General features: G+C 73.5%; 19 protein-coding genes. 6 read left to right on the forward strand and 13 right to left on the reverse strand.

All coding sequences use genetic code 11. The features are described 5' to 3' along the window. Positions 1 to 83: 83 nt before the first annotated feature. The 3 genes from Aiant_RS06290 to Aiant_RS06300 form a co-directional block, all read right to left on the reverse strand. Entirely contained in the window at positions 84 to 7,955 is a 7,872-nt protein-coding gene (locus Aiant_RS06290; RefSeq protein ID WP_189335159.1) for a DUF4011 domain-containing protein, read from the reverse strand. A gap of 99 nt (positions 7,956 to 8,054) precedes the next feature. Next, positions 8,055 to 9,515 (reverse strand): hypothetical protein, encoded by a 1,461-nt coding sequence (locus tag Aiant_RS06295; protein ID WP_189335158.1) that lies wholly within the window; start codon positions 9,513 to 9,515, stop codon positions 8,055 to 8,057. An 84-nt stretch (positions 9,516 to 9,599) separates the two neighbouring features. Then, positions 9,600 to 11,480, reverse strand: a complete 1,881-nt coding sequence (locus tag Aiant_RS06300; RefSeq protein ID WP_189335157.1) for an AfsR/SARP family transcriptional regulator — start codon at positions 11,478 to 11,480, stop codon at positions 9,600 to 9,602. Positions 11,481 to 11,537: 57 nt separating this feature from the next. Here Aiant_RS06300 and Aiant_RS06305 point away from each other — a divergent pair, with 57 nt between their 5' ends. Then, positions 11,538 to 12,401 carry an alpha/beta fold hydrolase gene (locus Aiant_RS06305; protein WP_189335156.1) on the forward strand — a complete coding sequence of 288 codons (864 nt, stop codon included), beginning with the start codon at positions 11,538 to 11,540 and terminating at the stop codon, positions 12,399 to 12,401. Here the strand turns inward: Aiant_RS06305 and Aiant_RS06310 are convergent. Then, a complete protein-coding gene (locus Aiant_RS06310; RefSeq protein WP_189335155.1) occupies positions 12,391 to 13,386 on the reverse strand; it encodes an NADP-dependent oxidoreductase in 996 nt (331 codons plus the stop codon). The two genes, Aiant_RS06305 and Aiant_RS06310, sit on opposite strands and share 11 nt — an antisense overlap. A gap of 73 nt (positions 13,387 to 13,459) precedes the next feature. On the opposite strand from Aiant_RS06310, the gene Aiant_RS06315 reads away from it, so the two are divergent. Continuing rightward, entirely contained in the window at positions 13,460 to 14,080 is a 621-nt protein-coding gene (locus Aiant_RS06315; RefSeq protein ID WP_189335154.1) for a TetR/AcrR family transcriptional regulator, read from the forward strand. Between the two features lie 21 nt (positions 14,081 to 14,101). Next, complete coding sequence (locus tag Aiant_RS06320; protein WP_189335153.1) at positions 14,102 to 14,857, forward strand: NADPH-dependent F420 reductase; 756 nt, start codon at positions 14,102 to 14,104, stop codon at positions 14,855 to 14,857. An 11-nt stretch (positions 14,858 to 14,868) separates the two neighbouring features. On the opposite strand, the gene Aiant_RS06325 is transcribed toward Aiant_RS06320, so the two are convergent. Continuing rightward, complete coding sequence (locus Aiant_RS06325; RefSeq protein ID WP_189335152.1) at positions 14,869 to 15,363, reverse strand: molybdenum cofactor biosysynthesis protein; 495 nt, start codon at positions 15,361 to 15,363, stop codon at positions 14,869 to 14,871. An 84-nt stretch (positions 15,364 to 15,447) separates the two neighbouring features. On the opposite strand from Aiant_RS06325, the gene Aiant_RS06330 reads away from it, so the two are divergent. Further along, a complete protein-coding gene (locus tag Aiant_RS06330; protein ID WP_229831161.1) occupies positions 15,448 to 17,499 on the forward strand; it encodes an ATP-binding protein in 2,052 nt (683 codons plus the stop codon). Positions 17,500 to 17,508: 9 nt separating this feature from the next. Here the strand turns inward: Aiant_RS06330 and Aiant_RS06335 are convergent, their stop codons facing one another. Beyond that, positions 17,509 to 17,721, reverse strand: a complete 213-nt coding sequence (locus Aiant_RS06335; RefSeq protein ID WP_189335151.1) for a hypothetical protein — start codon at positions 17,719 to 17,721, stop codon at positions 17,509 to 17,511. Between the two features lie 279 nt (positions 17,722 to 18,000). Here Aiant_RS06335 and Aiant_RS06340 point away from each other — a divergent pair, with 279 nt between their 5' ends. Further along, positions 18,001 to 19,191 (forward strand): methyl-accepting chemotaxis protein, encoded by a 1,191-nt coding sequence (locus Aiant_RS06340; protein WP_229831147.1) that lies wholly within the window; start codon positions 18,001 to 18,003, stop codon positions 19,189 to 19,191. A 4-nt stretch (positions 19,192 to 19,195) separates the two neighbouring features. Here the strand turns inward: Aiant_RS06340 and Aiant_RS06345 are convergent, their stop codons facing one another. The 5 genes from Aiant_RS06345 to Aiant_RS06365 form a co-directional block, all read right to left on the reverse strand. Continuing rightward, on the reverse strand, positions 19,196 to 19,828 hold the full coding sequence (locus Aiant_RS06345; protein WP_189335150.1) for a TetR/AcrR family transcriptional regulator: 633 nt from the start codon (positions 19,826 to 19,828) through the stop codon (positions 19,196 to 19,198). 55 nt (positions 19,829 to 19,883) lie between these two features. Then, on the reverse strand, positions 19,884 to 20,612 hold the full coding sequence (locus tag Aiant_RS06350; protein ID WP_189335149.1) for an ABC transporter permease: 729 nt from the start codon (positions 20,610 to 20,612) through the stop codon (positions 19,884 to 19,886). Positions 20,613 to 20,697: 85 nt separating this feature from the next. Then, entirely contained in the window at positions 20,698 to 21,420 is a 723-nt protein-coding gene (locus Aiant_RS06355) for an ABC transporter ATP-binding protein (protein WP_189335148.1), read from the reverse strand. A gap of 68 nt (positions 21,421 to 21,488) precedes the next feature. Continuing rightward, positions 21,489 to 22,142, reverse strand: a complete 654-nt coding sequence (locus Aiant_RS06360) for a phosphoribosyltransferase (protein ID WP_189335147.1) — start codon at positions 22,140 to 22,142, stop codon at positions 21,489 to 21,491. Positions 22,143 to 22,148: 6 nt separating this feature from the next. After that, positions 22,149 to 22,844, reverse strand: coding sequence for a dienelactone hydrolase family protein (locus Aiant_RS06365; RefSeq protein WP_189335146.1), 696 nt, complete (start codon positions 22,842 to 22,844; stop codon positions 22,149 to 22,151). Between the two features lie 130 nt (positions 22,845 to 22,974). Here Aiant_RS06365 and Aiant_RS06370 point away from each other — a divergent pair, with 130 nt between their 5' ends. After that, positions 22,975 to 23,367, forward strand: coding sequence for a hypothetical protein (locus Aiant_RS06370; protein ID WP_189335145.1), 393 nt, complete (start codon positions 22,975 to 22,977; stop codon positions 23,365 to 23,367). A 356-nt stretch (positions 23,368 to 23,723) separates the two neighbouring features. Here the strand turns inward: Aiant_RS06370 and Aiant_RS06375 are convergent, their stop codons facing one another. Together Aiant_RS06375 and Aiant_RS06380 are read right to left on the reverse strand one after the other, a co-directional pair. Beyond that, entirely contained in the window at positions 23,724 to 24,428 is a 705-nt protein-coding gene (locus Aiant_RS06375) for a GAF and ANTAR domain-containing protein (protein WP_189335144.1), read from the reverse strand. Between the two features lie 177 nt (positions 24,429 to 24,605). Then, a complete protein-coding gene (locus Aiant_RS06380; RefSeq protein WP_189335143.1) occupies positions 24,606 to 24,929 on the reverse strand; it encodes an STAS domain-containing protein in 324 nt (107 codons plus the stop codon).

Raw genomic sequence — 24,929 nt, forward strand, 5'->3', positions numbered from 1 at the left:
TCACCTGCCCGCCGCGGAACCGGCGGTCAGACCCGGCCGCTGGTGCGCGGGGTGGTGGGTTCGGGCGATAGCGCCCGGGCGGGTCAGTGACGGGTGGGGTGGTGAAGGCGGTGGCGGGCGGTCTCGTGGTGGGGCAGTTGGGTGGCGTCGGGGAGGTCGTGGGCGGCGGAGAGGCCGTCGGGCTGCTGGAGGAGGTGTCCTTCGGCTACCAGGTCGGCCAGCAGGCCGGTGATGCGGGCGTCCAGCTCGGTCGACCGGCGGGTGGACCAGCCGTACAGCTTGGTGACGGCGGCCAGCAACTCGTCGACGGACAGCACGCCGCCGTCGATCACCAGGTTTTCGAGGGCGATCGCGAGTTCGGCGTCGGCGACCTGGTCGGCCTTGCGGGCCACCCCGTCAGCGCGGTATCGGACCACCGGGTAGGGCTGGTCGGGGTCGCCGAGGAACGTGCCGTCCCACGCCACGCCGGCCTGCTCGATGGCGTCCTCGATGGCGGCGCGGGCGGTCCGGGCGATCCGGGTCAGGCCCCACTCCTCGCGCATGCGTTGCAGCGCCACGGTGATGTGCACCGGTCCCTCGATCTCCGCGAGGCGCCGGACGGCGGCGATCAATTCCGGACGCAGGGCCGGGTCCGTGAGGACGGCGCCGGGCGGGAGCGGGTCCAGATCGGCTTTTTGGTACGGGTGAGCCCACTCGTCGGTGTGCGGTCCCCGGGCGGCCACCTCGAACCCGGCGTGGTCCACCGGACCGGTCGCCGTCCACGTCTGGGCGGGGTGGGTCCAGCCCGGCGGCGCGGCCATCGTCTCCTCGAACTCGGCCACCGCGGCGGCGAGGTCCGGCTGGCCCTCGATCGCCTGGTACCAGGCCGGCTGGTGGGTCTCCCCCAGTGCCGAGCTCAGGGACTGCTCGGCCACCGTGGCGGCGGCGTCGGCCAGATCCGGGTGCAGGTTGGCGGACTCGGCCAGTTCGGTGCGGAGTTGCGAGATGGCGCCCAGGCGGTCGGCGGGTTCGGTGGTGTCGCGCAGCCCGGCCAGGAACTGGGCGGCGGCCGCGGCCAGTTCCTCGGTGCCGACGCCGAAGCGAGCGGCGACCTCGGCCAGATCCTCACGGCTGGCGGCGGCCAGATCCGAGCCTGCGGCCGTCAGGTCCGAGCCGGCGGCGGTCAGGTCCGAGGCCGGGCGCCAGTCGGGCTCCTCCGCACGGCTGGCGGTCGGCCACTCGACGACGGAGACCTCGCGCTCCGGTTCGGCCACCCCTTCGACCTGGTCCGCATGGCCCGCGGCAGGCCATGCGATCGCCTCGGACTCCTGCTCACGGCTCGCCGTGGGCCACTCGACCGGCTCGGCCATCGACTCACGACTCGCGGTAGGCCACTCGACCGGCTCGGCCGTCCGCTCACGACTCGCTGTGGGCCACTCGACCGGCTCGGCTATCGACTCACGACTCGCCGTGGGCCACTCGACCGGCTCGGCCATCGACCCACGGCTCGCCGTGGGCCACTCGACCGGCTCGGCCGTCCGCTCACGGCTCGCGGTGGGCGACTCGACCGGCTCGGCTGTCTGGGCGCGGCTTGCGGTGGGCCATTCGACGCGCTGGGGAGCGGGTTCGTCTTCGCGGCTGGCGGTGGGCCAGTTGATCGAGGAGACCTGGCGTTCGTCGGCGGAGGTCACGGGTGAGCGCTTGGCGGCGCCGAGCCGGGCGGCCAACTCGTCGCGGCTGGCCGAGGGCCAGGATACCGAGGCGACCTGGCGTGCGTTCTCGTCGGCGAGAGCCGATCGGCCGGTGGACCGGTGGACGGTCGCGGAGGTCTCGTCCAGGTCGGCGGTCGGCCACTGCACCTCGGACACCGGCTTCTGCGCGGTGGTCTCCGGCCGGTCGGCCTCCTCCTCCTGGTCGGTGCTGCTCACGGTCGGCCAGGCGACCCGCTCGGGAGCCTCCGCCCGGCTGGCGAACGGCCACTCGGCCCGGATCGTGCTGTCCTCGCCCGGCGCCGACGATCCACCGGCGGACTCGTCCAGCAGCGCAGACCCGTGAGCCCCAACGGACTCGTCCGTCGGCAAGGATCCGTGCCTCTGAACTGGGCCGCCGGAAAGTGCGGATTCGCGGCTCTGCCCAGGTTCGTCGGACACCGGTGATTCGGGCGCGGCGTGGCGGCCGGTGGACCAGCCGGCCTCCTGGTGGGCGGCCCAGTCGACGCGGTCCGGGTCTTCGGCGCGGCTGGCGAACGGCCAGTCCGCCCGCACGGTGTCCTCGGCCGCGGGGGCGGGCCAGGCCGTCTCGGCATAGGGGGATTGGGAGGTCACCGGCTCGGCGGCGGGTTCGTCGCGGAGTTGGGTCTCCAGTTCCTCGCCCAGGTAGGCCTCGACCACGGCGAGTTCCTCGGCGCCGGCCTGCGCCGCCGCGAACTGCGCCGCGATCCGCGACACGTCGGACGGCCCGGTGCCGGTCCGGCCGGGTCCGGAGAAGGCCCGTTCCGCGGACTCCGGCGAGGCCGGAACCGATTCCCCGGACACCCCGACCGGCTCACCGAGAGCAGACGCCGGCTCGCCGGAGAGGGAGCCGAGGGAAGAGCCAGCGGAAGATCCGACAGACGAGCCGGAGGAAGAGACGACGGACGAACCGGAGGAAGAGCCGAAGGAAGGGGCGGAGGAAGAGCCGAAGGAAGGAGCGGGCTCCCCGGAGAAGGCGGCCGGCTCGTCGAGGTGGGAGACCTCGGCAAAGGCGGTCAGTGGCGCGTCGTAGTCATATTCGGTCACCACCGCGTCGTGGATGTCGACGCCGTCGGTCTCGTGGGCCGCGGCGAGCTCCGCCTCAGCGACCGCTTCGGCCTCGGCCAGCCCGATGTCCCCGGCATCGTTCCAGGCGAGCACGATCTCCGGCTCCGCCCGCGCGAACGACGAGGCCCCAGCGGACGAGACCGCAGCGGACGACGAGACCGCAGCGGACGACGAGGCCCCAGCGGACGACGAGACCGCAGCGGCGGAGGACACCGGAGCGGACGACGACACCGCAACGGAGGGCGAGACCGCAGCGGCGGAGGTGGCCGCGGCGGACGGGGAGGCTGACCGGCTGGAGGACGAGACTCCGGCCACCGCCGCTGCCAGTTCCTCCTGGGATACGCGGGAACGTTCGACCCGGGGCTCCGACGAATCGGCCGTGCTCAGGTCGTACGCGAAATCCTCGGCCTCGGTGTCGGCGAACCCGGCGGCATAGGCCGCAGCCCCCTCCGCGGCCCCACTCGGAGCCGGCGAGACCGAAGCACCCGCCACCGTCAGCTCCGGCGCCTCCGCCTCCTCCGGCAACTGCGCGAACGCGTCCTCGATAGCCGCCCGGAGCCGAGTCTCCTCCCGCTCCCGATCCAGATACCAGGCCGTCCCCCACACCCGGTGCAGCTTCCACCCGAGCCGATCGAGCACCTGCTCCCGGATCCGGTCCCGGTCCCGGGCCGTCGGCGCCGAGTCGTACGTCGTCCCGTCGCACTCGATGCCCAGCGCATAGGGCGCGTTGCGCCGGGCCGACCGGCGCACCGCGATGTCGATCCGGTACGCCCCGGCCCCGACCCGGGTCTGCACCCGATAGCCCCACCCGCGGATCACGTCGCGCACCGAGTCCTCGAACGGCGTCTGCGACTCCAGCGGCTCCGGCTCGGTGTCCAGGCTGAGCGCGCCGATCCCGCGCGCCGCGTAGTCCAGGAAGTCGGCCAGCCGGGAGTCGGCGGGCACGTCGCGGGTCCGGACCGCGGAGATCACCTCGAGGCGGCGTCGGGCCCGGGTGGTGGCCACGTTGAGCCGGCGCCAGCCGTCCGGGCCGGTCAGCAGGCTCAGGTCGGCGCCGATCGCGAAGATCACCACGTCGCGTTCGTCGCCCTGCACGGCGTCCAGGTCCTTGATGAAGAAGCCGCGCAGCCGGTCGTCCTCGGGCGGGACCACCATGTCGGCGACCGCGGCCTCGATCTCCGCGGCGTCCTCGGCGGTGCAGACCACCACGCCGAGGCTGAGCTCGGGGCGGGTGACCAGGTGGTGGGCGACCCGGGTGGCGACCAGTTCGGCCATCGACAGGTCGCCGCCGGCCGGGTACAGCTGCACGCCGGCGTCCGGGCCGGGCGGCGCGAAGGCCGGGAAGGTGGTGAGCCGGCCCTGGTAGAACGCGTGGTTGGCGAACGCGATCAGCGACTCGTCCCGGCTGCGGTAGTGCGTGGTGAGGTCGAGGACCCGGAACGCGCCGCAGTTCAGCGCGAGCTCCAGGATCGAGCGCGGGTCGCCGCCGGGGATCGGGGCGGCGGTCAGCTGCCGGTCGTCGCCGCAGACCACCAGCGCGTTGCCGCGGTAGGCACAGGTGATCGCGTCCGGCACCGGCACCCGGGACGCCTCGTCGATGATCACCACGTCGAACAGCACGTCGGCCGGGAGCAGCCGGCTCACGTCGGCCGGGGACATCACCAGGCACGGTTTGACCGCCAGGGCGGCGTGCGAGGTGCGGGCCAGCAGGTCCCGGACCGGCAGCCGGCGGCCCTGCTGGGCGGCCGAGGCGCGGAGCAGGGCGGCCTCGCCGGCGGCCGACTCGGCCGGCTGGAGCGCGTCGACGGCGTTCATCACCTCGGCGGCGGCGGCCCGTTGCAGCCGCTCGTCCCAGAGCCGGAACTCGTCGACCAGCCGGTCCCGGCCGACCGCGTCGAGCGGGGCGAGCCGGTCGTCGTCCCGGATGATCTCGTCCGCCCAGGACTGGAAGAGGGCGCGGCCGAGCACCGGCAGGATCTGCTCGACCGGCAGGTCCTCGCGGGCACAGAAGTCGACCACCGGGTCCAGGCCGTGCTCGGCGAGCACCGCCCGGGCCGCCTGGTAGTCGAACCACTCCTGCTGCCCGCGGCTGTCGTCGAGCAGCTCGCGGAGCAGTTCCCGGGCGGACTCCCGCTCCTCCAGGGCGATCCCGAGGGCCGGGTGCCGGCTCGGCGCGAAGGCGCGCAGGATCCAGTCCCGGGCCGACTGCCACTCGGCGACCCGGGCCGGCAGGTTGTCGCTGGGCCGGGCCCGGCCGATCAGCTCGGCCTGCTCGGCGGTGAACGCGATGTCCCCGCCGTTGCGGATCCGGCGCGCCTCGGAGGTCCAGGCCATCGCGGTGGCCAGCGCCTCCACGTCGGTCTGCGTGCCGCGGTAGGCGGCGCCGAGCACCCGGGCGTACTCCTTGGCGTTGGCCGACAGCGCGGCCGCGGCCTCCGCGGCGGTCTCCCGGAGCAGGCCGATCGCGGCCGCCTCGGCCAGCGTGAAGTCCCGGCCGGCCGCCTGGCTGTACGCGTGCACCAGCTCGGCCACCGCGGTGAACGGCTCGACGTGCGCGCGCAGCCAGGTGACCGCGTCGTGGATCGGGCCGGCGGCCAGCTGCGGCCGGGGCGCCGGCTCGGGCGGGGTGCGCAGCGCCGCCGTCCACCGGTCGAACTCCTTGCCGGCCTCGCCGACGATCCGGATGATCGCGCTGTTCGGGGTGGCCGCGCAGATCCGCTCGATCACGGTGGGCAGCGCCTCGGGCGGGGTGATCCGCAGGGTCTCCTCGGCCGTGGCCAGCGCCCGCTCGATCGCGTCGAAGTCGGTGTCGGTGCCCGCCCAGTGCTTGCCGAGGATCGCGGCGTGCTGCTCCTCGGCCTCGGCCAGCTCCTGGAGGGCGCGTTTCCAGGCGGCGGCCGCGTTCAGGTTGGCGACCGCCTGCGACCGCTTGACGTCGGGCCGGGCGATGGTGGCGGCGGCCTTCTTGTCCCGGCGCGACTGCGCGCTCAGCTTCCGGAGCCCCTTGTGCTGGTGGGCGAAGCGCTGGGCCAGCTCGTCCACCGGCTCGGCCAGCGCGTTGTCGCTGAAGTGCTCGCGGGCGCGGCTCTCGGCGGCCTTCACCACGTTGACCACCCGGCGCAGGTTGCGCATCGCGGCGTGCGCGGCGGTGGTGCCGAGCCCGTCGAACCAGGCCGGCTCCGGCTTGTCCGGGCGGGACAGCAGGTCGACGATGGCGGCCAGCCGGGGCAGGTCGGTGAACGCCACCACGTTGGGCAGCCCGAGCCGCGCGGTGACCCGGTCCAGGCTGTGCTGGTGCTGTTCCAGCCGGTCGGCCTCGTCGGCGAACCGGCGGGCCAGGCCGCGGGCCTGCGCCGCGGTCAGCGGGAGCAGCTCGACGGCGGGCGGCTTGAGGTGGCCGAGGCTCGGGATGATCGGCAGCTTGGCGGGCGACGGCAGCGCGCTCCAGGTGGCCCCGGCCTTGGCCCGGACCGCGTCCTCGGCCTGGTGCAGCGCCTTGAGGTGACGCAGCAGCCCCTCGGCGGCCCGGGCGACCGGTTCCAGGCTGGCCATGGTGAGCCACTCGTCGGCGGCCTCCGGCGGGCGCCGGGTGGCATGCCCGACCAGGGTGGTCAGGGTGATCGCCTCGCCGATCGAGCCGATCAGGAACGCCTCGGACAGCGGGTCCTTCTCGATCGCCTCGGTGAGGTGGTCGAGGGCGGTCTGCGCCTGGTGCAGCCGGGCGTCCAGACGGTGGTGGTCGATCACGTCGCGCCACAGGAAGTCCTCGCCCTCGCGGGCCGGGCGCCAGGCCCGGCCGAGGCGTTCGGCGGCGTCCCGGACGCGTTGCAGCGACTGGGTGGTGAGCGGGATCGGCAGCTCGGCCAGGGCCGGGGCCTGTGGCACGTCGGTCATCTGCGCGCACATGCCGAGCACGTCGTGCAGCCGGTGGCCGAGCGGCTCGCGGACCTCGTTCATCGCCTCGGCGTACGCGTTCAACCGCTGCCGATGCTCCCGCAACGCCTCCCGCTCGTCGGTGGACAGGTCCGGCGGCGGCAGCGGGATGAAGTCGAGCGCGGCGGCCAGCGCGGCGGCCACCCGGTCCCGGCCGGTCTGCCCGCTGTGCAGTTCGAGCAGGTAGTCGTCGAGCCCGACCGGGGCGAGCCGGTCCCGGACGGTGTCCAGGGCGGCGGCCTTCTCGGCGACCACCAGCACCCGGCGCCCGGCGTGCAGCAGCACACCGATCATGTTGGCGATGGTCTGCGACTTGCCGGTGCCGGGCGCGCCGCGCATCACGAAGGTGCGCCCGTGCAGGGCGGCGGTGATGCAGGACCGCTGGGCGGCGTCGGCGTCGAGCACCAGCGGCACGTCGTCCGGGGTGGCGACCTCGTCCAGCCGGCGGCCGGCGATCACCTCGAACTTGAACGCGCCCGACTGCGCCTCCGGGGTGGTGGCCAGGGCGCGGATCACCGGGTGGGCGAGCACCTTGCGTTCGTGGTCGAGCAGGTCGGTGTACATCACCTCGCGGTGCACCGCGAAGCGGGCCAGCATGATCGCCTCGTCGGAGTGCCAGTCCGGGTGGTCGCCGAGAGCGGCGTCCAGGCGGGCCCAGAAGACGGTGACGTCCAGCCCGGAGAGGCTGTCCACCGCGGGCAGCTCGATGTTGTGCCGGCGCAGGCAGATGTCCAGGGCCGGGTTGACGATCGGGTCCTCGGCCCGGGCCCGCAGCCGCGGGTAGTCCTCCGGGTCCGGGCAGACCAGGTCGACCGGGATCAGCAGGATCGGGCTGCAATGCTCGTTGCCGGCGTCGCTCCAGCGGACCGTGCCGAGCCCCAGGTAGAGCGTGGCGACGCCCTGTTCGAGCAGGTCACGGCGGGCTGCCCGGCGCAGGGCGCGCAGCGTGGCGTCCATCTCCGCGTCGGTCATCGCGGTCTGGAAGACGTGGGCGGCGCGCGGTCGCGGGCCCTCGGCCTGCTCCTCGATGCCCAGGAAGCCGCACTCGCGGCCCTGCTGGAGCGCCTCGACGACGCTGCGCGGCGACGGACTGACGATCTCCACCACACCCGGCGCCGTGGTCCGCACGTCGATCAGCGGATTGGCGCCGGTGAGGTCGAGCAGCCCGTCCCGCCACGACTCCAGCGTCGCCCGCACCCGGGCATCCGGCCGCCCCGTCAACCCGTCCGACTGATCCCACCGCATTTTCCCATTCCAGCAAGGCAACGGGCCGCATGGTGGCGTTTTTTCGGGTTAATCCGACGTTCCGCCCAACTGGTCGGCGCACCAGTCACAGCAGCACCATCAGTCCCAGGTCGGGACCCACCACTGCCATCCGGCCGGGGCGAGCGGCCAGCCGGCGTCCGGCCGCCAGCCCTCCGGCGGGTACCACCCGTCCGGCGGGGTCGGCCAGCCCGGCGGCACCTGGAACTTGATGCCGGTGGGCGCGGGCGGGATCGGCGGGTGCCGGTTCGGCTCCGGGGCCGGCGAGACCGGTGCGGTGCCGGACGCGGCGGCGTGCTGGTTCGCCATCACCGCGCTGAGCGCCGGGATGACGGTGGTCTCGGCGATCTCCCCGGTGCCACCGAACAGCGAGGTGCCCGGGACCGGGGAGGTCGGCACGCCGGGGATCTGATGGGCCGGGACGTCCGGCACGGCCGGCTGCTCGGCCTGGGTCCGGCCGGCGATCGTCGGGACCGGGCCGCTGACCGAGGCGGCCCAGCTCGGCACCGGTCCGCTCGGCTGCACCCAGGCCGGCACCAGCTCGCTGCGGTCCATCCAGGTGGGCTGCGCGTCGCTGCCCTGCGAGGCCCAGGCCGGCACGGCGTCGCTGGAGCTCATCCAGCTGGGCACCGCGGAGGTGCCGGCGGCCGGCAGGCTCGGGCCGCCGCTGGTCGGCGTCACCGGGGTGGTGGCCGGCGACGGGGTCACCGGGGCCGGCGCCGGGGTGCCGGCCGGCGGCGAGACCGGCGCGACCCGGCCCGGGGCGGCGGCGTTGCGGGCCACCGGGCCGGTCCAGCTCTCCGGCAGGTCCTGGACCCGGGAGACGTAGAGCATTACCTCGGTCTTGATCGCGTTGCTCTTGACGATCGCGCGGGCCGCCACCACCAGGCCACGCTCCGACTGGTGGCGCAGCACCGGGGTGAGCTCGAAGCTCATCTTCGGGCTGAGGTCGCCGACCCGGGCGTCGCCGAGCCGGACCTCGACCAGGTGGCCGGCCATCTCGTGCAGGGTCACGTAGGCCCAGCACTCGCCCTCCGGCCGCTGGAAGCGGGCCAGCGCGTCGAGGTGCTGCTCCTGGCCGTTGACCTGGAGCGCCGAACCGGTGGGCAGCAGCCGGTGCTCCTGGCGGGGCGGCTCGTTGGCCGGCACGATCATGTGCGGCTCGGCGAGGTCGAGGCGGATGGTGCCGACGAAGGCCGGCGGGCGCCCGTCGTACTCCCCCCACTCGCGGCCGTGGATCTGGGCGGTGACCTCGGGGATCAGGTTGCGCTTGGTCAGCTCGGTGAGAACGCCGACATAGCGGGCGGCCTCCGGGCGCGGCAGGTGGCCGAGCAGCGCGTTGTCGGACCAGACGCCGACGGCATTGCGGTCGTGGCGGTTGCTGCGGTCGGGTATCAGCTGGACGGGGACGGTGATGTCGGTTCCCTGTGGGTCGAGCTTGGCTCCGAAGAGGGCACGGATCGCTTTCGCGTAGTGCGTCTCACCGACGACCTCGGCGCTAGCCCAGCCCGCCTGACCCCAAAGTTGGAACCGATTTGCCACACGGGAACGCTAGTGTCTGCTTTCCGTCAGTGACGTCGTCCATACGGATGAGTGGCGTCAGCCGGACGGTCCGTATCCAAAAGATCAACTCTCCGCGTCGGCCGTTTGATGCAGCTTCGCGAGCTGTTCACCCACACTTCCGATTACCAGCATCCCGGTCCCGGCTCCCGCCCACTCCCCCGCCGCGGGCGCCAGCGCCGTCCGCGCGCGGTCCATCATCGGCCGATCACCGCAGCTCAGGGCCGCTTTCGCGAGCAGCCACCAGAGGGCGTCGGCGAGCAGGCCCGGCGGCGGGTCCGGGAGATCCCGCAGCTCACGGTGATCCCACAAGGGCAAGACCCACTTCGCGTACGCCCCGAAGCCCTCCACCCCGGGCAGCGCGAGTCCCCGCCGCAGCCGCACCCCGAGCAACGCCAGCGCCACCAGCCCGTCGGAGAGCCCGGGCATCTCCGCCGCGTCCAGTCGCTCGCCGAGCCCCCGGTAGGCCCGCTCGACCTCGCCGAACCCGGCGCCGCCCAGGTCCAGCCGCAGCGCCGCGTAGCCGGCCGTGAACACCCCGACCAGCGGCAGCTCGTGCCGCACGCTCAGCTCCCCGGCCGCCGCCGCGTGCCGGTCCGCCCCGGGCAGGTCGCCGAGCGCGGCCCGCGCCTGCACCCGGATCAGGTGCCCGAGCACCTCGGCGGTGACCAGCCCGTGCGGCGCGGCCAGCCCGATCAGCTCCGCCCCGATCGCGTCCCGTTCCGGCGCCGTGCCGATCCGGTGGCAGCGCTGCATCCAGGTCGCGTTCAGCGCGAACGCCAGCAGCCCCGGATCGTCCAGCCCGCGGGCGAGCGCCTCGGCCTCCCGGGCGCACTCGCCCGGCCACGGGTCGGTGGTGCCGCGCGACTCCAGCCCGATGGTGGCCAGCAGCCGGGCGCGGGCCGCGGGCCGGCCGGCCGGGAGCGCGGCGAGGGTGCGGGCGGCCACCGCGACGATGCCGGCCGCCCGTTCCGGGTCGTCGGAGCGGGGCCAGACGGCCGGCACGTCGTACGCGCCGATCACCCGGGCGGTCAGCTCCGGGTCGCCGAGCTGCTCGGCCGCCGCCACCGCCGCGCTCCGCTGCTCCCGGGCCGCACGCAGGCCACCGGCCCCGGTCACCGCCAGGGTCCGCAGCAGCCCGACCGCCGACTCGAGCCGGGCGCGCGCTCCCCCGGCCAGCCGGTCGTACGCCTCGGCCGCCCGGGCCAGCGGATCCGCGCCCGGGTCGAGGGCCGGCGCCTGCCGGAGCACGTCCTCCTCCAGCCGGCGCAGCGCCGGTCCCGGGTCCAGCCCCAGCTGCTCGACGAGCAGGGTGCGGGCGCGGCGCAGCACGGCGAGGGCGTCGGCCTGGCGACCGGCCCGGTACAGCGCGAGGGCGAGCAGGCGCCAGCCTTCCTCCCGCCACGGATGCGCGGTAACGTGGGCGTCCAGGTCGGCGACGGCCGCGGCGTCCAGGCGGGCGGCGGCTCGGCGTTCGACGGCGTGCAGGCGCAGTTCGGTGAGGCGAGCCCGGTCCGCGGCGGCCCACGGCGCGTCCGGGAAATCGGCGTATGCGGGACCCCGCCACCAGCTCAGCGCCTCCTCCAGCCGCGCCGGGTCGCCATGGACCGCCGCCTCGAAACTCCAGGCGTCGACGGCCTCCGGGGCGGGGCGCAGGGCGTACCCCAAACCCTCGGTGACCAGCAGCGATGCCGGCGCCCGCGGGCGTCGGTCCGGTTCCAGGGCGCGCCGCAACGCGGCGACGAACGTCCGCACCGCGGCGACCGCGCCGTCCGGCGGCGCCACCCAGAGGTCCGCGACCAGGTCGCCGACCGGGACCACCCGCCGCCTCGCCACCAGCAGCCGGGCCAGCACGGCCCGGTGCATCGGCCCCTTCAGCGCGATCGGCGTCCCGGCCGCGTCCGTGGCGACCAGCGGCCCCAGAACCCCGAAGCGGATCTCGCTCATCGGTTGCTCATTCGCCTTCCGCAAGCTCGTTCGCAGGTCACCACGAAAGGATCACCCATGTTCGAGTACCACCGGCTTCAGGTCGCCGAGGGCGTCGCGCTGCACACCGCGGTCGCCGGGTCGGGACGCCCGGTCGTGCTGCTGCACGGCTTCCCGCAGACGCACCTGATGTGGCGGCACGTCGCCGCCGCGCTCGCCGCGGATCACACGGTGATCTGCCCGGACCTGCGCGGGTACGGCGCCAGCGACAAGCCGGTCGAGACCGGGCCGGACGTCTACAGCAAGCGGACCATGGCCGCCGACATCGTGGCGCTGGCCCGGGAGCTGGGGCACGAGCGGTTCGCCCTGGCCGGGCACGACCGCGGCGCGCTCGTCGCGTTCCGCGCGGCGATGGACCACCCGGACGCCGTCACCCACCTGGCGAGCCTCGACGTGCTGCCCACCGTGGACATGTGGGACGTGATGCGCGGGGCGAGCGCGGCGGTCGGCTGGCACCTGTACCTGATGGCCCAGCCGCCGGGCCTGCCGGAGCGGATGATCGCGGCCACCGCCGACGAGTTCTTCGGCCACTTCCTGGACGTCTGGACCCGGGATCCGGCGGCGATCCCGGCCGATGTCCGGCGGGCCTACCTGGACGCGAGCCGGGACGCGGTGCCGTCGATCGTGGCCGACTACCGCGCCACGGCCGGCATCGACCTCGCGCACGACCGGGCCGACCGGGCCGCCGGGCGGACGCTGGCCATGCCGGTGACCGTGCTCCAGCAGGACTGGGGCTCACTGCTCGGGTTCGACGCGGCGGCGCTCTGGGGCGCGTGGGCGCCGGACCTGCGGCACGTTCCGGTGCGGGCCGGGCACTTCATGGCCGAGGAGGTCCCGGATCTCGTCGCCGGCGAGATCCGGGACCTGCTGGTCAGAGCTTGATCACCATCTTGCCGGTGTTCTCCCCGCGCAGCAGTCCGAGGAACGCCTCCGGCGCGCCGGCCAGGCCCTCGACGACCGTCTCCTGCGCCGAGATCTGGCCGGCCCGCAGCCAGGCGCCGACCTCGGCGACGAAGTCCGGCATCCGCTTGTTGTGGTTGCTGACGATGAAGCCGCGCAGGGTGAGCTCCTTGCCGATGGCCAGGGCCAGGTTGCGCGGGGCGGCCGGCGGGGCGGTGTCGTTGTACTGGGCGATCGCTCCGCAGAGCGCCACCCGGCCGTACTTGTTCAGCGACGAGATCGCGGCTTCCAGGTGGTCGCCGCCGACGTTGTCGAAGTAGACGTCGATCCCGTCCGGGGCCGCCTCGCGCAGCTGGTCCCGGACCGGGGCGTCCTTGTAGTTGAACGCGGCGTCGAAGCCCAGCTCGTCCACCAGGTACCGGACCTTCTCGGCGGATCCGGCGCTGCCGATGACCCGCTTGGCGCCGCGCAGCTTGGCGACCTGGCCGGCCACGCTGCCGACCGCGCCGGCCGCGCCGGAGACGAAGACCGTGTCGCCCTCGCGGAACTGGGCGATGTCGAGCAGCCCGACATACGCCGTGAGGCCGGTCATGCCGAGCAGCCCCAGGTAGGCCGACGGCGTCGGCGCGGCGGCCGGGTCGACGGCGCGGACGTGGGCGGCGTCCAGCACCGCGTAGTCGCGCCAGCCGAGGCCGTGCAGGACGGTGGCGCCGACCGGGACGTCCGCCGCGTTCGAGGCGACGACCTCGCCGACCGCCGCGCCGTCCAGGGGCTTGCCGAGCTGGAACGGGGCGACGTACGACTCGACGTCGTTCATCCGGCCCCGCATGTACGGGTCCACCGACATGAACTGGTTGCGCACCAGCACCTGCCCCGGGCCGGGCTCCGGGGTGGGCAGCTCCACCAGCTCGAAGTTGTCGGCGGTCGGCCAGCCACTGGGCCGGCTGGCGAGACGGATCTCCTGCATCGGATCCTCCACGGGTCGTCGTTGATACTCGACAGTATGTCGAAAAAATCGACGCCGCGTTAATGTGATCGTCATGACGACGGTTCCGGCCGGCCGGCGCCGCGGCCCCAGCAAGGGTGACCTGCGCGAACGAGCGATCCTCGACACCGCCCGGGCACTGCTGGCGCGCAAGCCGCTGGCCGACATCACGATCGACGAGCTGGCCGCCGGGGCGCAGATCTCACGGTCCAGCTTCTACTTCTACTTCGACTCGAAACTGGCCGTCGTGGTCGCGCTGCTGCACGGGCTGGCCGGCGAGCTGGGCCGGGACAGCGAGCCGTGGCTGGCCGGCACCGGGCCGGACGTGCCCGCGCTGCGCCGGTCGCTCACCGCGCTGGCCGGGCTCTGGCGGGACCAGGGCCGGCTGATCGCCGGGGCGCTCGCGGCGGCGCCCGGCTGCCCGCCGATCGCGCAGTGGCGGGCCGGCCTGCGCGAGGCGCACGTGGCCCGGCTCGCCGCCCGGATCACCCGGGACCGCGCGGCCGGCCTGGCGCCGGACGGCCCGGCGCCGCGGGTGCTGGCCGCGCTGATCGACGACCTGCGCACCGCCGCGTTCGCCGCCGCCACCGATCCGGAGGGGCTGGTCGACGACCTGGTCACCGTCGAGTTGCGGATGCTGTACGCCGATTTCCCGGTTCCCCGCTCGGACGGGTGATCGCCGGGGCACCCTGAGACCATGCGTATCGGTGTCATTGGGGCAGGGCAGCTCGGCGGCACTCTGGCGAGTTGGTGCGCCGAAAGTGGACATGAGGTGGCGGTCACCTCCCGGCATCCGGATCGGCTGACCGACCTGGTCGAGCACGGTGACGGGCACATCCGGGCGATGACCGTTCCGGAGGCCGCGGCGTTCGGCGAGATCGCCTTCTTCGCGCCGAACTGGGAGTCGGCCCACGAGGCCATCGACCTCGCGCACGACGCGCTGTCCGGGAAGGTGGTCATCGACGCCACCAACCCGTCGACGGTCGCGGCGAGCCCGCCGCCCGGGATGACGCCCGGCGCGCCGGGGCCGGGCGGGCTCGGCGCGTTCGCGCCCGGTTTCCCGTCCGCACTGGAGATTCCGGCCTTCGTCGGGGTACCGGACGCGCCGGGTACCAGCCGTGCGGTGGGCGCGTCCACCAAGAGCGGGTTCGAGCAGCTGATCTCGTGGGCGCCGGACGTGCACTGGGTGAAGGCGTTCAACACCATCTCGGCGGACGTGCTGGGCCGGCGGCGGGGGCACGATCCGCTGCTCGCGGAGTATCTCTGCACCGATCAGCGGGACGCCCGGGAGACGGCCTGCCGGATCATCCAGGAGCTGGGGTTCGCGCCGTTCTTCGCCGGGGGCCCGGAGGCGGCCCGCCTGACGGAGCCGGGTGGCCCGCTCCAGATGCGCGAGGTGGATGTCAAGGACGCCAAGGACGTCCTGGCCGAGGCCCTGGCCACGATCCACTGAGGGCACACCGGTCACACCGCTGACGGCTCGATGGCCGCCACGAGGGGTCCGACCCGGAGCACTCCGTCGTTCAGCGGGACGCATCGGACACCGCCGCGGCCGCGCAGCGCCTTCATCGCGCCCGGCCCGACGGTCACGTCCATCCAGGCGCACGGGTTGGCCCGGCGGCGCACCGCCAGCCGGACCGGCCCGTCCCCGGAATCCAGCACGAGCACCTCCCCGACCAGGTCGTCCAGCCCTCGATCGCCGAACCGCAGCCCGGCGACCAGCACGTTGCGCCGCACCTGGGCCAGCCCGGCTCCGTCCGGCAGCGACTCCCGCGCGATCACGGTGATCGCCGCGTCCCGATGCGCCGGATGGTTGAAGTACCGATCCCCGACGATCCCCATCCCACCCCGCACCCGGATCTCCCGGACCAGCTCACCCTCCGGCGCCGGCGCGGGCCCGTCCCCGGGCCGCCCCTCGAACCGATGCACCGGCGACGCCAGCAACCCCACGATCTCCATCCGGCAAACCTAGTCGGCCGGCACCCACGCTCAGGAGGTGCGGGAAGCGGCCGAAAGGAATAGGTCAGAGGAGGTGACTTGGCTGTGTTGCGGCGGTCGCTCGTCCGGACCGCGCTCTTCGCCCTCCTGTACGCCGCCGCGGTCTATGCCGGGCGGCGGACCGCGATGGTCGCCGACGGTGTCAGCCTGGTCTGGCCGGCCGCCGGCGTCGCGGTCGTCTGGTTCTGCGCGCATCGCGCCGCGCCCACCCGCCACCTGGACATGCTGCTGCTCGCGGTGATCCTCGGCGTCGGGAACTGGCGGACCGGCGCCACCCCCGCGGTCGGCGTGGTCGCCGGGCTGGTCGGCGTGATCCAGGTGGTGATCTTCCGGTGGGCGCTGCGCCGCTGGCGGCCGAACCTGTGGGGCGCCGGCGGCAGCGACGGCCTGCGGTCGCCCCGTGACCTGTGGGCGCTGGCCGGGGCCGGGCTGGCGTGCAGCGTCGGCGCGAACGTCGCGAGCCTGCTCGGCCGCTGGCTGGTCACCGGGTCGATGCCGGTGGCGCTCTCCGTCATGTCGCTGGCCCGGCACATGGCGAGCATCCTCATCTTCGGTGCGGTCGGGATCTGCGTCGGCGCGGCGCTCACCGCACGGCAGCGGCCGCGCCCGCGGCCGGTTCCGGCCTGGCGCAAGGCGGAGATCGCGGGAATTCTCACGGTGAGCATCGTGGGCCAGGTCGCGGCTTTCGCGTACGAGCATCGGATGCCGCTCTCGTTCGCGCTCCTCGGCTTCACCGTGCTGGTCGGCACCCGGTTGCGCACGCCGTGGGTGCTGCTGCACAACCTGGTGATCAGTCTGGTGGCGATCCAGTACACGTTGCAGGGGTCCGGTCCGTTCGCGCAGGTCAGCGAGATCAGCCGGCGAGCGGTGATCGTGCAACTGTTCTGCATCCTGGTCACCCTGGTCGGGCTGTCCCTGTCGCTCGGCCGTGACGAACGGCGCGAGCTGCTGACCGCGCTCGCCGAGGAGAAGGCGGAACTGGAACGGCAGCGACGCCAGGCGGCCCACCACGCGGACCTGCTGACCGCCATCATCGACTCGATGGCCGACGGGCTCGCGGTGATCGGCCCGGACCGGCGAGTCGCCCTGCACAATCCGGCCGTGGTCCAGTTGCTCGGCAGCGCGTCCGGGTGGCAGGGCCTGTGCCATCTGGACGGGACCCCCTTCGACCTGCCGGCGCTCGCCGGGGAGGAGGTGGCCGGGGTCGATCTGCTGGTCCGGAATCCGGGGGTCCCGGAGGGCCGGGTGGTCCGGGTGACCGCGACGTCGCTGCCGCACCCGGACGGGACGCGCAGCGCGGTCGTGCTCTTCCACGACGTGACCGCGGAGCGGCGGCATCGGGACGAGCTGACCAACTTCGCCGGGGTGGTGGCGCACGATCTGCTCAATCCGCTCGCCAGCATCGAGGGGTGGACGACGGCGGCGCAGGACGCCCTCGACGACGTGCCGGCGCACCCCGGGGTGGATCAGGGGCTGGCGTACCTGACCCGGCTGTTGCGGGCCTCCGGGCGGATGCGGGGGTTGATCGACGGGCTGCTGGCATATGCGACGGCGCGCGAGGCGGCGGTCGCTCCGGCCCGGGTCGAGTTGGGCGAGGTGGTGGCCGACATCTGCCTGGCCCGCACGGACGCGGCGGTGGCGGCGGGCAAACCGGAACCGGTCTTCGACATCGGCAAGTTGCCGGCGGTCCAGGCCGATCCGATCCTGGTCCGGCAACTGCTGGACAACCTGATCGGCAATGCCGTCAAGTACACCGCTCCCGGGGTGGTCCCCGCCTTGCGGATCACCGCCACCGCCCCGTCGTTCTCTCCCCTCTCACCGGCGCCCGGGATGGTGACCGTGCACATCGCGGACAACGGCATCGGCATCCCGGACGGCCAGCACAGCGCCATCTTCGACAACTTCCACCGCGCACACGCCGGCGGCGGCTACCTCGGCACCGGCCTGGGCCTGGCCATCTGCAAACGCATCGTGGAACGCCACGGCGGCCGCATCGCCGCCACCGACAACCCCGGCGGTGGCTCCTGCTTCACCTTCACTCTCCCGGCGGCGCTGCCAGCCACCGCCCCGGCCCAGGTCCTCTCCCGAGCCCGCTAGACCGGCCCGCTAGACCAGGATGTTGACCCCGCTGCCCTCCTGGAGCCGCGCGATCGCGTCCCGGCTCTCCAGCACCGCGATCCGGTCCGCCTCCAGATCCGCCCGGGCCGTCCCCTCCCGCACATGCTCGAACATCTGCTGGCAGTCCTCCCGCAGCCGCAACCACGCGGCGTGCGTCTCCCACGCGGACGACGGTGTCGAGGTACCGATACTGATGCTCATCCCAGCTCCTTGATCGTTTCGAAGGCCCCGACCATCGGCCGCCAACCCCGAACCTGAGGAGTCCGCCACACTTTTTCGCAGGCGGCTCGCCGGTCCGGCCGCGAGGGGCGAGCAAAGCGCATACACCGGACAGTTCGGTCAGGTAGCGTCGGAACCGCCTTCGCACCCAGCCTGGACGGGAGGGACCGTGGTCCTGTCGGCAAATCCCGGCTTCGGAAGCGCCATGCAGCCTGACCGCACGACGGCCGGGCGTGGCGTCGACTTCTTGGCGTGATAACGGTGTGGCTGCTCCTGATCGTTGTGCTGCTCGCGGTCGGTGCCGGGGGCGCGGTCCTGCTCCGGCGCCGGACGGCGCGGGCCGCCGGGAGCGCCGACGCCGGCCTGCTCGCCGGCGGCGGGCCGAGCACGCTGGCCGACGCCCGACGGGTGATCGCGGAGCTTTCCGAGTCGCTGCGGGAGCGGGACGCCGAGCTGGAGCAGCTGCACGCGGACCGGGCGGCGCAGGTGCAGTCGACGGCGTTGCAGCAGAAACAGCAGCAGCAGACGTTGCGGCGGCGGGCCAAGGAGGCGATCGACAGCACCGCCGCGGTGATCGGCGGCAAGCTGGAGGACGTGGTCGTGCAGGTGGGCGCCGCCCGGGAAGCGGCGACCGCCACGCACGAGGGTGTCTCGCTCACCAATGACGCGGCGGCGGCGCTGGTCCGGCGGGCGCACAGTGCCGACGAGGCGGCCACCGCGCTGAACGCGAGCCTGCGGCAGGTCGCCGGGATCGCCAGTGTGATCTCCGGGATCGCCTCGCAGACGCGGCTGCTCGCGTTGAACGCGACGATCGAGGCGGTCCGGGCGGGCGCGGCCGGCAGCGGCTTCGCGGTGGTGGCCGACGAGGTGAAGAGTCTGGCCGACACCACGGCCGACTCCACCGAGCAGATCACCAGTACGATCGCGACGCTGGAGGCCGACGTGGCGCAGATGGGCCAGACGCTCAGCGCGATCATCCACGACGTCGGGGACATCGAGGACGCGATGCGCCAGCTCGGCGCGATCGCGGACCAGCAGCACGACATCGTCGGCCGGTTGCACAGCAGCGTGGACGCGACGATGGCGCAGATCGGCGACCTGTCCGACGTGGCGGAGCGCCTGGAACGCCGCCGCCACGACCGGCTCCCGATCGAGGGCTCGGTCCGGCTGCTGATCCCGTCCCGGTCGCAGCCGGTCACCGGGCAGCTGGTCGACCTCAGCTCGGACGGTCTCGGGTGCACCGTCCCCGGCGACGTGCCGATCACGGCCGGCGACCTGATCCGCACCGAGTTCACCTCGGACGGCCTGCGCGGCGCGGCCGACGCCAAGGTGATGCGTCGCACGGCGCGGGACGGCGGCGTCGAGATCGGTCTGCAGTTCCAGGACCTGCCCGCCGCCACCCGCAACCAGATCGACACCTATCTGACCGGCCTCGGCGTCGGCGACGACTAGCGAGTCACGCCGGCGGTGTGGCACTCTCCGCAAGCTCGAAGACTCCGGGCAGCGGCTCCATCAGGTACTTCTGCAGGGACGGTCCGACCGCCGCCACGATCGCCTCGGACGGCGCCGAGGCCAGCGGCTCCACCTTGATCACGTAACGGGCCAGGGCGATCCCGACCATGTGGCTGGCGGCCAGGCTGACCCGCAGCGGCCCCTCGGCCTCGTCCAGCCCCAGCTTGGGCACCGCCCGCCGCAGGATCTGGCTGACCACGAACTCCCGGAACAGCTTGGTGGTCCACTCGGTGCCGACCGCGGACCGCAGCAGCGCCACCCCGGCCGCCCCGCCCGGCCCGTCCCAGATCCGCAGGAACAGCCGGACGAACCGGATGCCCACCTCACCCCGGTCCCCGTCGGTCGCCGCGTCGATCACCTCGAGCGGGTCCATCGGCGCCTGCATCGCGGCCAGGAACAGCTTGTCCTTGGTCCCGAAATAGTGGTGCACCAGCGCCGGGTCGACCCCGGCGCCGGTGGCGATGGCACGGATCGACGCCCCGTCGTAGCCCTTGTCCGCGAACGCCGTCCGGGCGGCGTCCAGGATGGATTCGCGGGTGTCCGGGTTGCCGGGCCGCCGCCCGGTCCGCCGTGCCATCAAGAAGACCCCATTTCCGTACGCCCGGAGCACCGCGCCGCCGGCCGTCCTCACATCATGCCGTCCGCCGCCGCAACGTCGCGGCACCCACCGCGAGGGCGACGATCACCGCGCCCACCACGATCAACAGGTCCCGCCACATCGTGCCGGTCGGCGTGGCGTGCGCGCCCACCTCGTTGAGCGCCTCCACCGAGTAGGACATCGGCAGCACGTTGCTGACCGCCTGGAGCCACCCGACCATCGCCTCGCGCGGCACGAACAGCCCACAGAGGAACAGCTGCGGCGCCACCACGAGCGGCATGAACTGCACGGCCTGGAACTCGGTCCGGGCGAACGCGCTGCACAGCAGCCCGAGCGCGACCCCGAGCACGGCATTGGCCACGGCGATCAGGATCACCAGGCCGACCGCGCCGGCGGTCCGCATGTCCAGCACCCAGTAGGCGAACCCGGCCGCGACGGTCGCCTGCACCGCGGCGGCCACACCGAACGCGATCCCGTACCCGAACAGCAGGTCGAGCTTGCCGACCGGGGTGGTGAACAGGCGCTCCAGGGTGCCGGTGGTGCGCTCCCGGAGCATCGCGATCGAGGTGATCAGGAACATCACGATGAACGGGAAGACCCCGAGCATGGTGAGCGCGATCCGGTCGAAGACGCGGGGCTGGTCGTCGTACATGAAGTAGATCAGGGTGATCAGCAGGGTCGGCACCACGATGATCAGCGCGATGGTGCGCGGGTCGTGCCGCAGCTGGGTCAGAATGCGCTTGATAGTGCTGAGCAGAATCATGCTGTGCCCTCCTCAGGCATGCCCTTGTGGCCCTCGCACTCACGGTCGGCGACGGGTGCGGGTGAGTTCGGCTCGGTGGGGGCGGTCATGCGGCAACCGCCTCCTGCGCGCGGATCAGGTTGAGGAAAGCCTGGTCCAGATCGTCGGTGCCGGCCGACTTCTTGACCGCGGCCGGGGTGTCGTCGGCGATCAGCGCGCCCTCGCGGATCAGCAGCAGCCGGTCGCACCGGTTCGCCTCGTCCATCACGTGACTGGAGACGAGCACGGTGGCGCCGTCGGTGGCCATCCGCCGGAAGTGTGCCCACAGCTCGTCGCGCAGCACCGGGTCCTGCCCCACGGTCGGCTCGTCGAGCACCAGCAGCTCCGGCCGGCTGACGATGGCGCAGGCCAGTGACGCGCGGCTGCGCTGCCCGCCGGAGAGGTCGCTGACCAGCTGGCCGGCCGCGCCGGTCAGCCCGACGGTCTCGATCGCCCGGTCGGCGGCGTCCTTGCCGAGGCGGTAGAGGGAGGCGAAATACCGCGCGTTCTCCCGGACGGTCAGGTCGGCGTAGACGCTGGGCGCCTGGGTGAGATAGCCGATCCGGCTGCGCAGCGCGGGCGCGCCGGCCGGGCTGCCGAGCACGGTGACGGTCCCACCGGCGACGCGCTGAACGCCGACGATGGCCCGCATCAGGGTGGTCTTGCCGCTGCCGCTCGGGCCGAGCAGCCCGGTGACGCTGCCGCGCGGGACGGCGCACGAGAAGCGGTCGAGAACGGTCCGCTTGCCGCGGGTGACGACGAGGCCGGTGACCTCGATCGCGGTGTCCATGGTTCCTCCCGGGAACTCATCAGGTGTTGAACTCAACGGTAGATGAATTCCCGGGACCGGTCGAGAGCCTATTTCAACGCATGATGAAATCGCTGCATGACCGCGTCGACGTCGTCGTCGGTGAGCTGCGCGAAGTCGTGGTACCAGTAGCCGACGGCACGGAACTCGGGCGGCGCACTGAGGCAGACCACCCCGTCGGTCTCCGGAGCCAGCAGATCCCGGGCCTGCGGCGAGCAGACCGGCACCGCGAGCAGCACCCGGGCCGGGTCGCGCCCGTTGATCCAGCGCAGCGCGGCGTGCGCGGTCACCCCGGTGGCCAGGCCGTCGTCGACCAGGACCACGACCCGGCCGGTGACCGGCGGGGCGGGCCGGCCGCCCCGGTACCGGCGCACCCGCCTGCCGAGCTCCGCTCGCTCGGCGGCCAGGGTCGCCGCCATGTCCTCCTCGGTGACCCCGGCGTACCGGAGATTGTTCCGGTCGTAGACGGGCGGGCCGTCCTCGGCGATGGCGCCCAGCCCGAACTCCGGATGCCCGGGCGCGCCCAGCTTGCGGGCCACCACGATGTCCAGGTCGGCGGCGAGCCGGTCGGCGATCGGCGCCGCGACCGGGAGCCCGCCGCGCGGCAGCGCGAGGACGATCGACCGGGCGCCGACGTCGCCGACCGCCTCGGCCACGCGCTCGGCGAGCGCCCGGCCGGCTTGCGATCGATCCTCAAATATCATCAGAAATCACCCCCAGCGACGGGCGGCTGCCACGTGGTCGAGCGCGGGGTGCCGGCGCGGCAGCACCGCGGTCAGGAAACCGGCGAACCACTCCCCCGCCTCCTCGGCGACCGTCTCGAGCGTGCCCGGCTCCTCGAACAGGTGGCTGGCGTCCGGGACGATCCGCAGCTCGGCGTGCGCCCGCATGGTGGTGCGGGCCCCCTCGTTGAGGGCGAGGACCACGTCGTCGCGCTCCCCGACGATCAGCAGGGTCGGCGCCGTCACCTCGATCAGGGCCGGTCCGGCCAGGTCGGGACGGCCGCCGCGGGAGACCACCGTGCGCACGCTGGCCGGCCGGGCCACCGCCGCGAGCAGCGCGGCCGCCGCCCCGGTGCTGGCGCCGAAGATCCCCAGCGGCAGTCCCGCGGTGGCCGGCTGCACGCCGAGCCAGTCGACCAGGCCGACCAGCCGGTCGGCGAGCAGTCCGATGTCGAACCGCGAGGCCCGGGTGTCCTCCTCCGGCGCGAGCAGGTCGGCCAGCAGGGTGGCGAACCCGCGCTTGTTCAGCTCGCGGGCGACGTACTGATTGCGGGGACTGTGCCGGGAGCTGCCGCTGCCGTGCGCGAAGAGGACCACACCCGTGGCGTGCTCGGCGAGGGTGAGGTCGCCCTCGATGGCCACCTCGCCGAGTGTGATCCGTTCCGTAGTGGTCCAGGTCGTCATGTCCGTCCCTTTCTGCTCGACCATGTCGGGGCGTGCATTCCGGGGAGACAGTTCCCACCGTACGCGTCCTCAGGTGCACCGGTGGCCAGCCGATCTGGAGGAGGACGAGTGTCCAGGAGGTTTACCCCCGATGTCCGTTTCCCGGCTGAACCGCACCCAGCAGCCGTCCACGGTGACCCCGGTCCGGCCGTCTGCCCGGGAACGTCATCAGAACGCCCGCGACGACGCCGCCTCGCTCACCGCCCGGGACCGGGAGCTGATCTATCAGGCCACCGGCCAGCGCATCGGGGACGGCCAGCCGAACGCCGGCTGGATCAACTCCCTCGCGGCCGCGCTCGCCGCGGACCGCACAGCCGGGCGGCTCGCCCCCGGTCAGGAGGTGACCGCCGCGTACCTCAAGGATCTGTCGCGGCGCTGGGACCAGGCCGCCCCGGGCCGCAACCCGGTCGCCGGCTACCTGGAGCCGGCCCTGCGATACCTGTCCCAGCGCGGCGACGGCAACCGCCTCGACGTCAGCGCCTAACCCCTGGCTGGCCCTCAGCGCCCTATCCCGACCACGAATAGGGCCACCAGCACCAGCCCGGGTCGTCGGGCTGGCCCTCACGGCCCTATCCCGAGCCCGGAAAGGGCCACCAGCACCAGCCCGGGTCATCCGGCTGGCCCTCACGGCCCTATCCCGACCACGAACAGGGCCACCAGCACCAGCCCGGGTCGTCCGGCTGGCCCTCACGGCCCTATCCCGGGCACGGACAGGGCCACCAGCACCAGCCCGCGTTGTCCGGCTGGCCCTCACGGCCCTATCCCGAGCGCGGAAAGGGCGGTGAGCACCAGCTCGGGACCTCGCACCGGGCCGCTTCGCGTACCGGAAACTGGCGGACCTCAGCCGCGCTGGGTCCGGTCGACCAGAGCGGCCGCGACGTCGCGCAATTTGCGGTTGGTGTCCTGGGAGACCTTGGTGAGGATGGCGAAGGCGTCGTCGGCGCTGCACCGGCGCTCGCCCATGATGATGCCCTTGGCCTGCTCGATCACCGCGCGGCTCTCCATCGCCGCCTGCATGTGCTGCGCGAGCGTGGCGGTGGTGTCGTAAAGGTGCGCGTTGGCCAGGGCGACCGCGGCATACCGGACGAAGGTCTGCGCGAGAGCGATCACGTCGTCGCCGAACGCGCCCGCCCGCCGGCCATAGATGTTGAGCGCCCCGCTCACGTTCTCCACGATCGGCAGCCCGACCGAGAGCATGCTGCCGATCCCGGCCGCCGCGGCCCGCTCCGACCAGCCGTTCCAGCGACGGTCCTCACCGGCTTCCGGCACGTGCACGGTGGTCTTGGCGGCGGCCGCCTCCAGGGACGGGCCACTGTCCTGTTCGTACTGGAACTCGTCGAGCTGCAGAGCGGTTTCGCCGGTGTGCGCCGGGGTGCAGGCGGCGCCGTCCCGGATCAGGGTGATCGATACCTGATCGGCGCCGGGAAGGGTGCGCCGGGCCAGGTCGGCGACCCGGTCCAGGACGCCGTTGAGGTCGGTTTCGCCGAGCTTGATACGGCCGAGTTCCGCGAAGGCCGCGGCTTGCTCGACCGGGTCGTGCGCCATCAACGTCAGTGTTTCCCCGCAGCGAAGCGGCGGGCCGCCGGTGAGCGTCCCGCGCAGAGTGAGTCTGGTGTCGCTGCCCGGAGGCCGGAGGGGCCCTCGGACCCGCGCCGCTGCTTGACGCTGGTTGGCCGGTGTCAGTGTCGGACACCGGCCGCAGGACGCCGATAATACCCAAAGTCACCCGGCAATACGCAGCATGGTGCCGAGTCCGGCGATCAGCAGGACCTCCACGGCGGTGCCGCGCGCCCCGCACAGCTCCAGTGTGTGTCCGCGCTCGACGCCCCGCTGCCGGGCCGCCGCGATCGCGTTCGCCCCCGCCGCGCCGAAGAAGCGCACGCCGCTGAGATCGCAGGTGACCAGTGGATACGCGTCGATGGCGTACTCCAGCGCGGTCATGAGGACGCCCGCGGTGTCGGCGTCCACCTCGCCGTGCGCGAGAACGACGGCGGACTCCGGGGACAGCTGACGGAAATACACGGTCAGCGGGGGATCAACGGACAC

It is taken from the genome of Actinoplanes ianthinogenes (genome assembly GCF_018324205.1).
In the GTDB taxonomy this organism is placed as follows: domain Bacteria; phylum Actinomycetota; class Actinomycetes; order Mycobacteriales; family Micromonosporaceae; genus Actinoplanes; species Actinoplanes ianthinogenes.

Excerpts from the sequence above, each read along its gene's own strand:
- Aiant_RS06290 (WP_189335159.1), bottom strand. The coding sequence starts at position 7,955 with ATGCGGTGGGATCAGTCGGACGGGTTGACGGGGCGGCCGGATGCCCGG.
- Aiant_RS06300 (WP_189335157.1), bottom strand. The coding sequence starts at position 11,480 with ATGAGCGAGATCCGCTTCGGGGTTCTGGGGCCGCTGGTCGCCACGGAC.
- Aiant_RS06305 (WP_189335156.1), top strand. The coding sequence starts at position 11,538 with ATGTTCGAGTACCACCGGCTTCAGGTCGCCGAGGGCGTCGCGCTGCAC.
- Aiant_RS06310 (WP_189335155.1), bottom strand. The coding sequence starts at position 13,386 with ATGCAGGAGATCCGTCTCGCCAGCCGGCCCAGTGGCTGGCCGACCGCC.
- Aiant_RS06315 (WP_189335154.1), top strand. The coding sequence starts at position 13,460 with ATGACGACGGTTCCGGCCGGCCGGCGCCGCGGCCCCAGCAAGGGTGAC.
- Aiant_RS06320 (WP_189335153.1), top strand. The coding sequence starts at position 14,102 with ATGCGTATCGGTGTCATTGGGGCAGGGCAGCTCGGCGGCACTCTGGCG.
- Aiant_RS06325 (WP_189335152.1), bottom strand. The coding sequence starts at position 15,363 with ATGGAGATCGTGGGGTTGCTGGCGTCGCCGGTGCATCGGTTCGAGGGG.
- Aiant_RS06335 (WP_189335151.1), bottom strand. The coding sequence starts at position 17,721 with ATGAGCATCAGTATCGGTACCTCGACACCGTCGTCCGCGTGGGAGACG.
- Aiant_RS06345 (WP_189335150.1), bottom strand. The coding sequence starts at position 19,828 with ATGGCACGGCGGACCGGGCGGCGGCCCGGCAACCCGGACACCCGCGAA.
- Aiant_RS06350 (WP_189335149.1), bottom strand. The coding sequence starts at position 20,612 with ATGATTCTGCTCAGCACTATCAAGCGCATTCTGACCCAGCTGCGGCAC.
- Aiant_RS06355 (WP_189335148.1), bottom strand. The coding sequence starts at position 21,420 with ATGGACACCGCGATCGAGGTCACCGGCCTCGTCGTCACCCGCGGCAAG.
- Aiant_RS06360 (WP_189335147.1), bottom strand. The coding sequence starts at position 22,142 with ATGATATTTGAGGATCGATCGCAAGCCGGCCGGGCGCTCGCCGAGCGC.
- Aiant_RS06365 (WP_189335146.1), bottom strand. The coding sequence starts at position 22,844 with ATGACGACCTGGACCACTACGGAACGGATCACACTCGGCGAGGTGGCC.
- Aiant_RS06370 (WP_189335145.1), top strand. The coding sequence starts at position 22,975 with ATGTCCGTTTCCCGGCTGAACCGCACCCAGCAGCCGTCCACGGTGACC.
- Aiant_RS06375 (WP_189335144.1), bottom strand. The coding sequence starts at position 24,428 with ATGGCGCACGACCCGGTCGAGCAAGCCGCGGCCTTCGCGGAACTCGGC.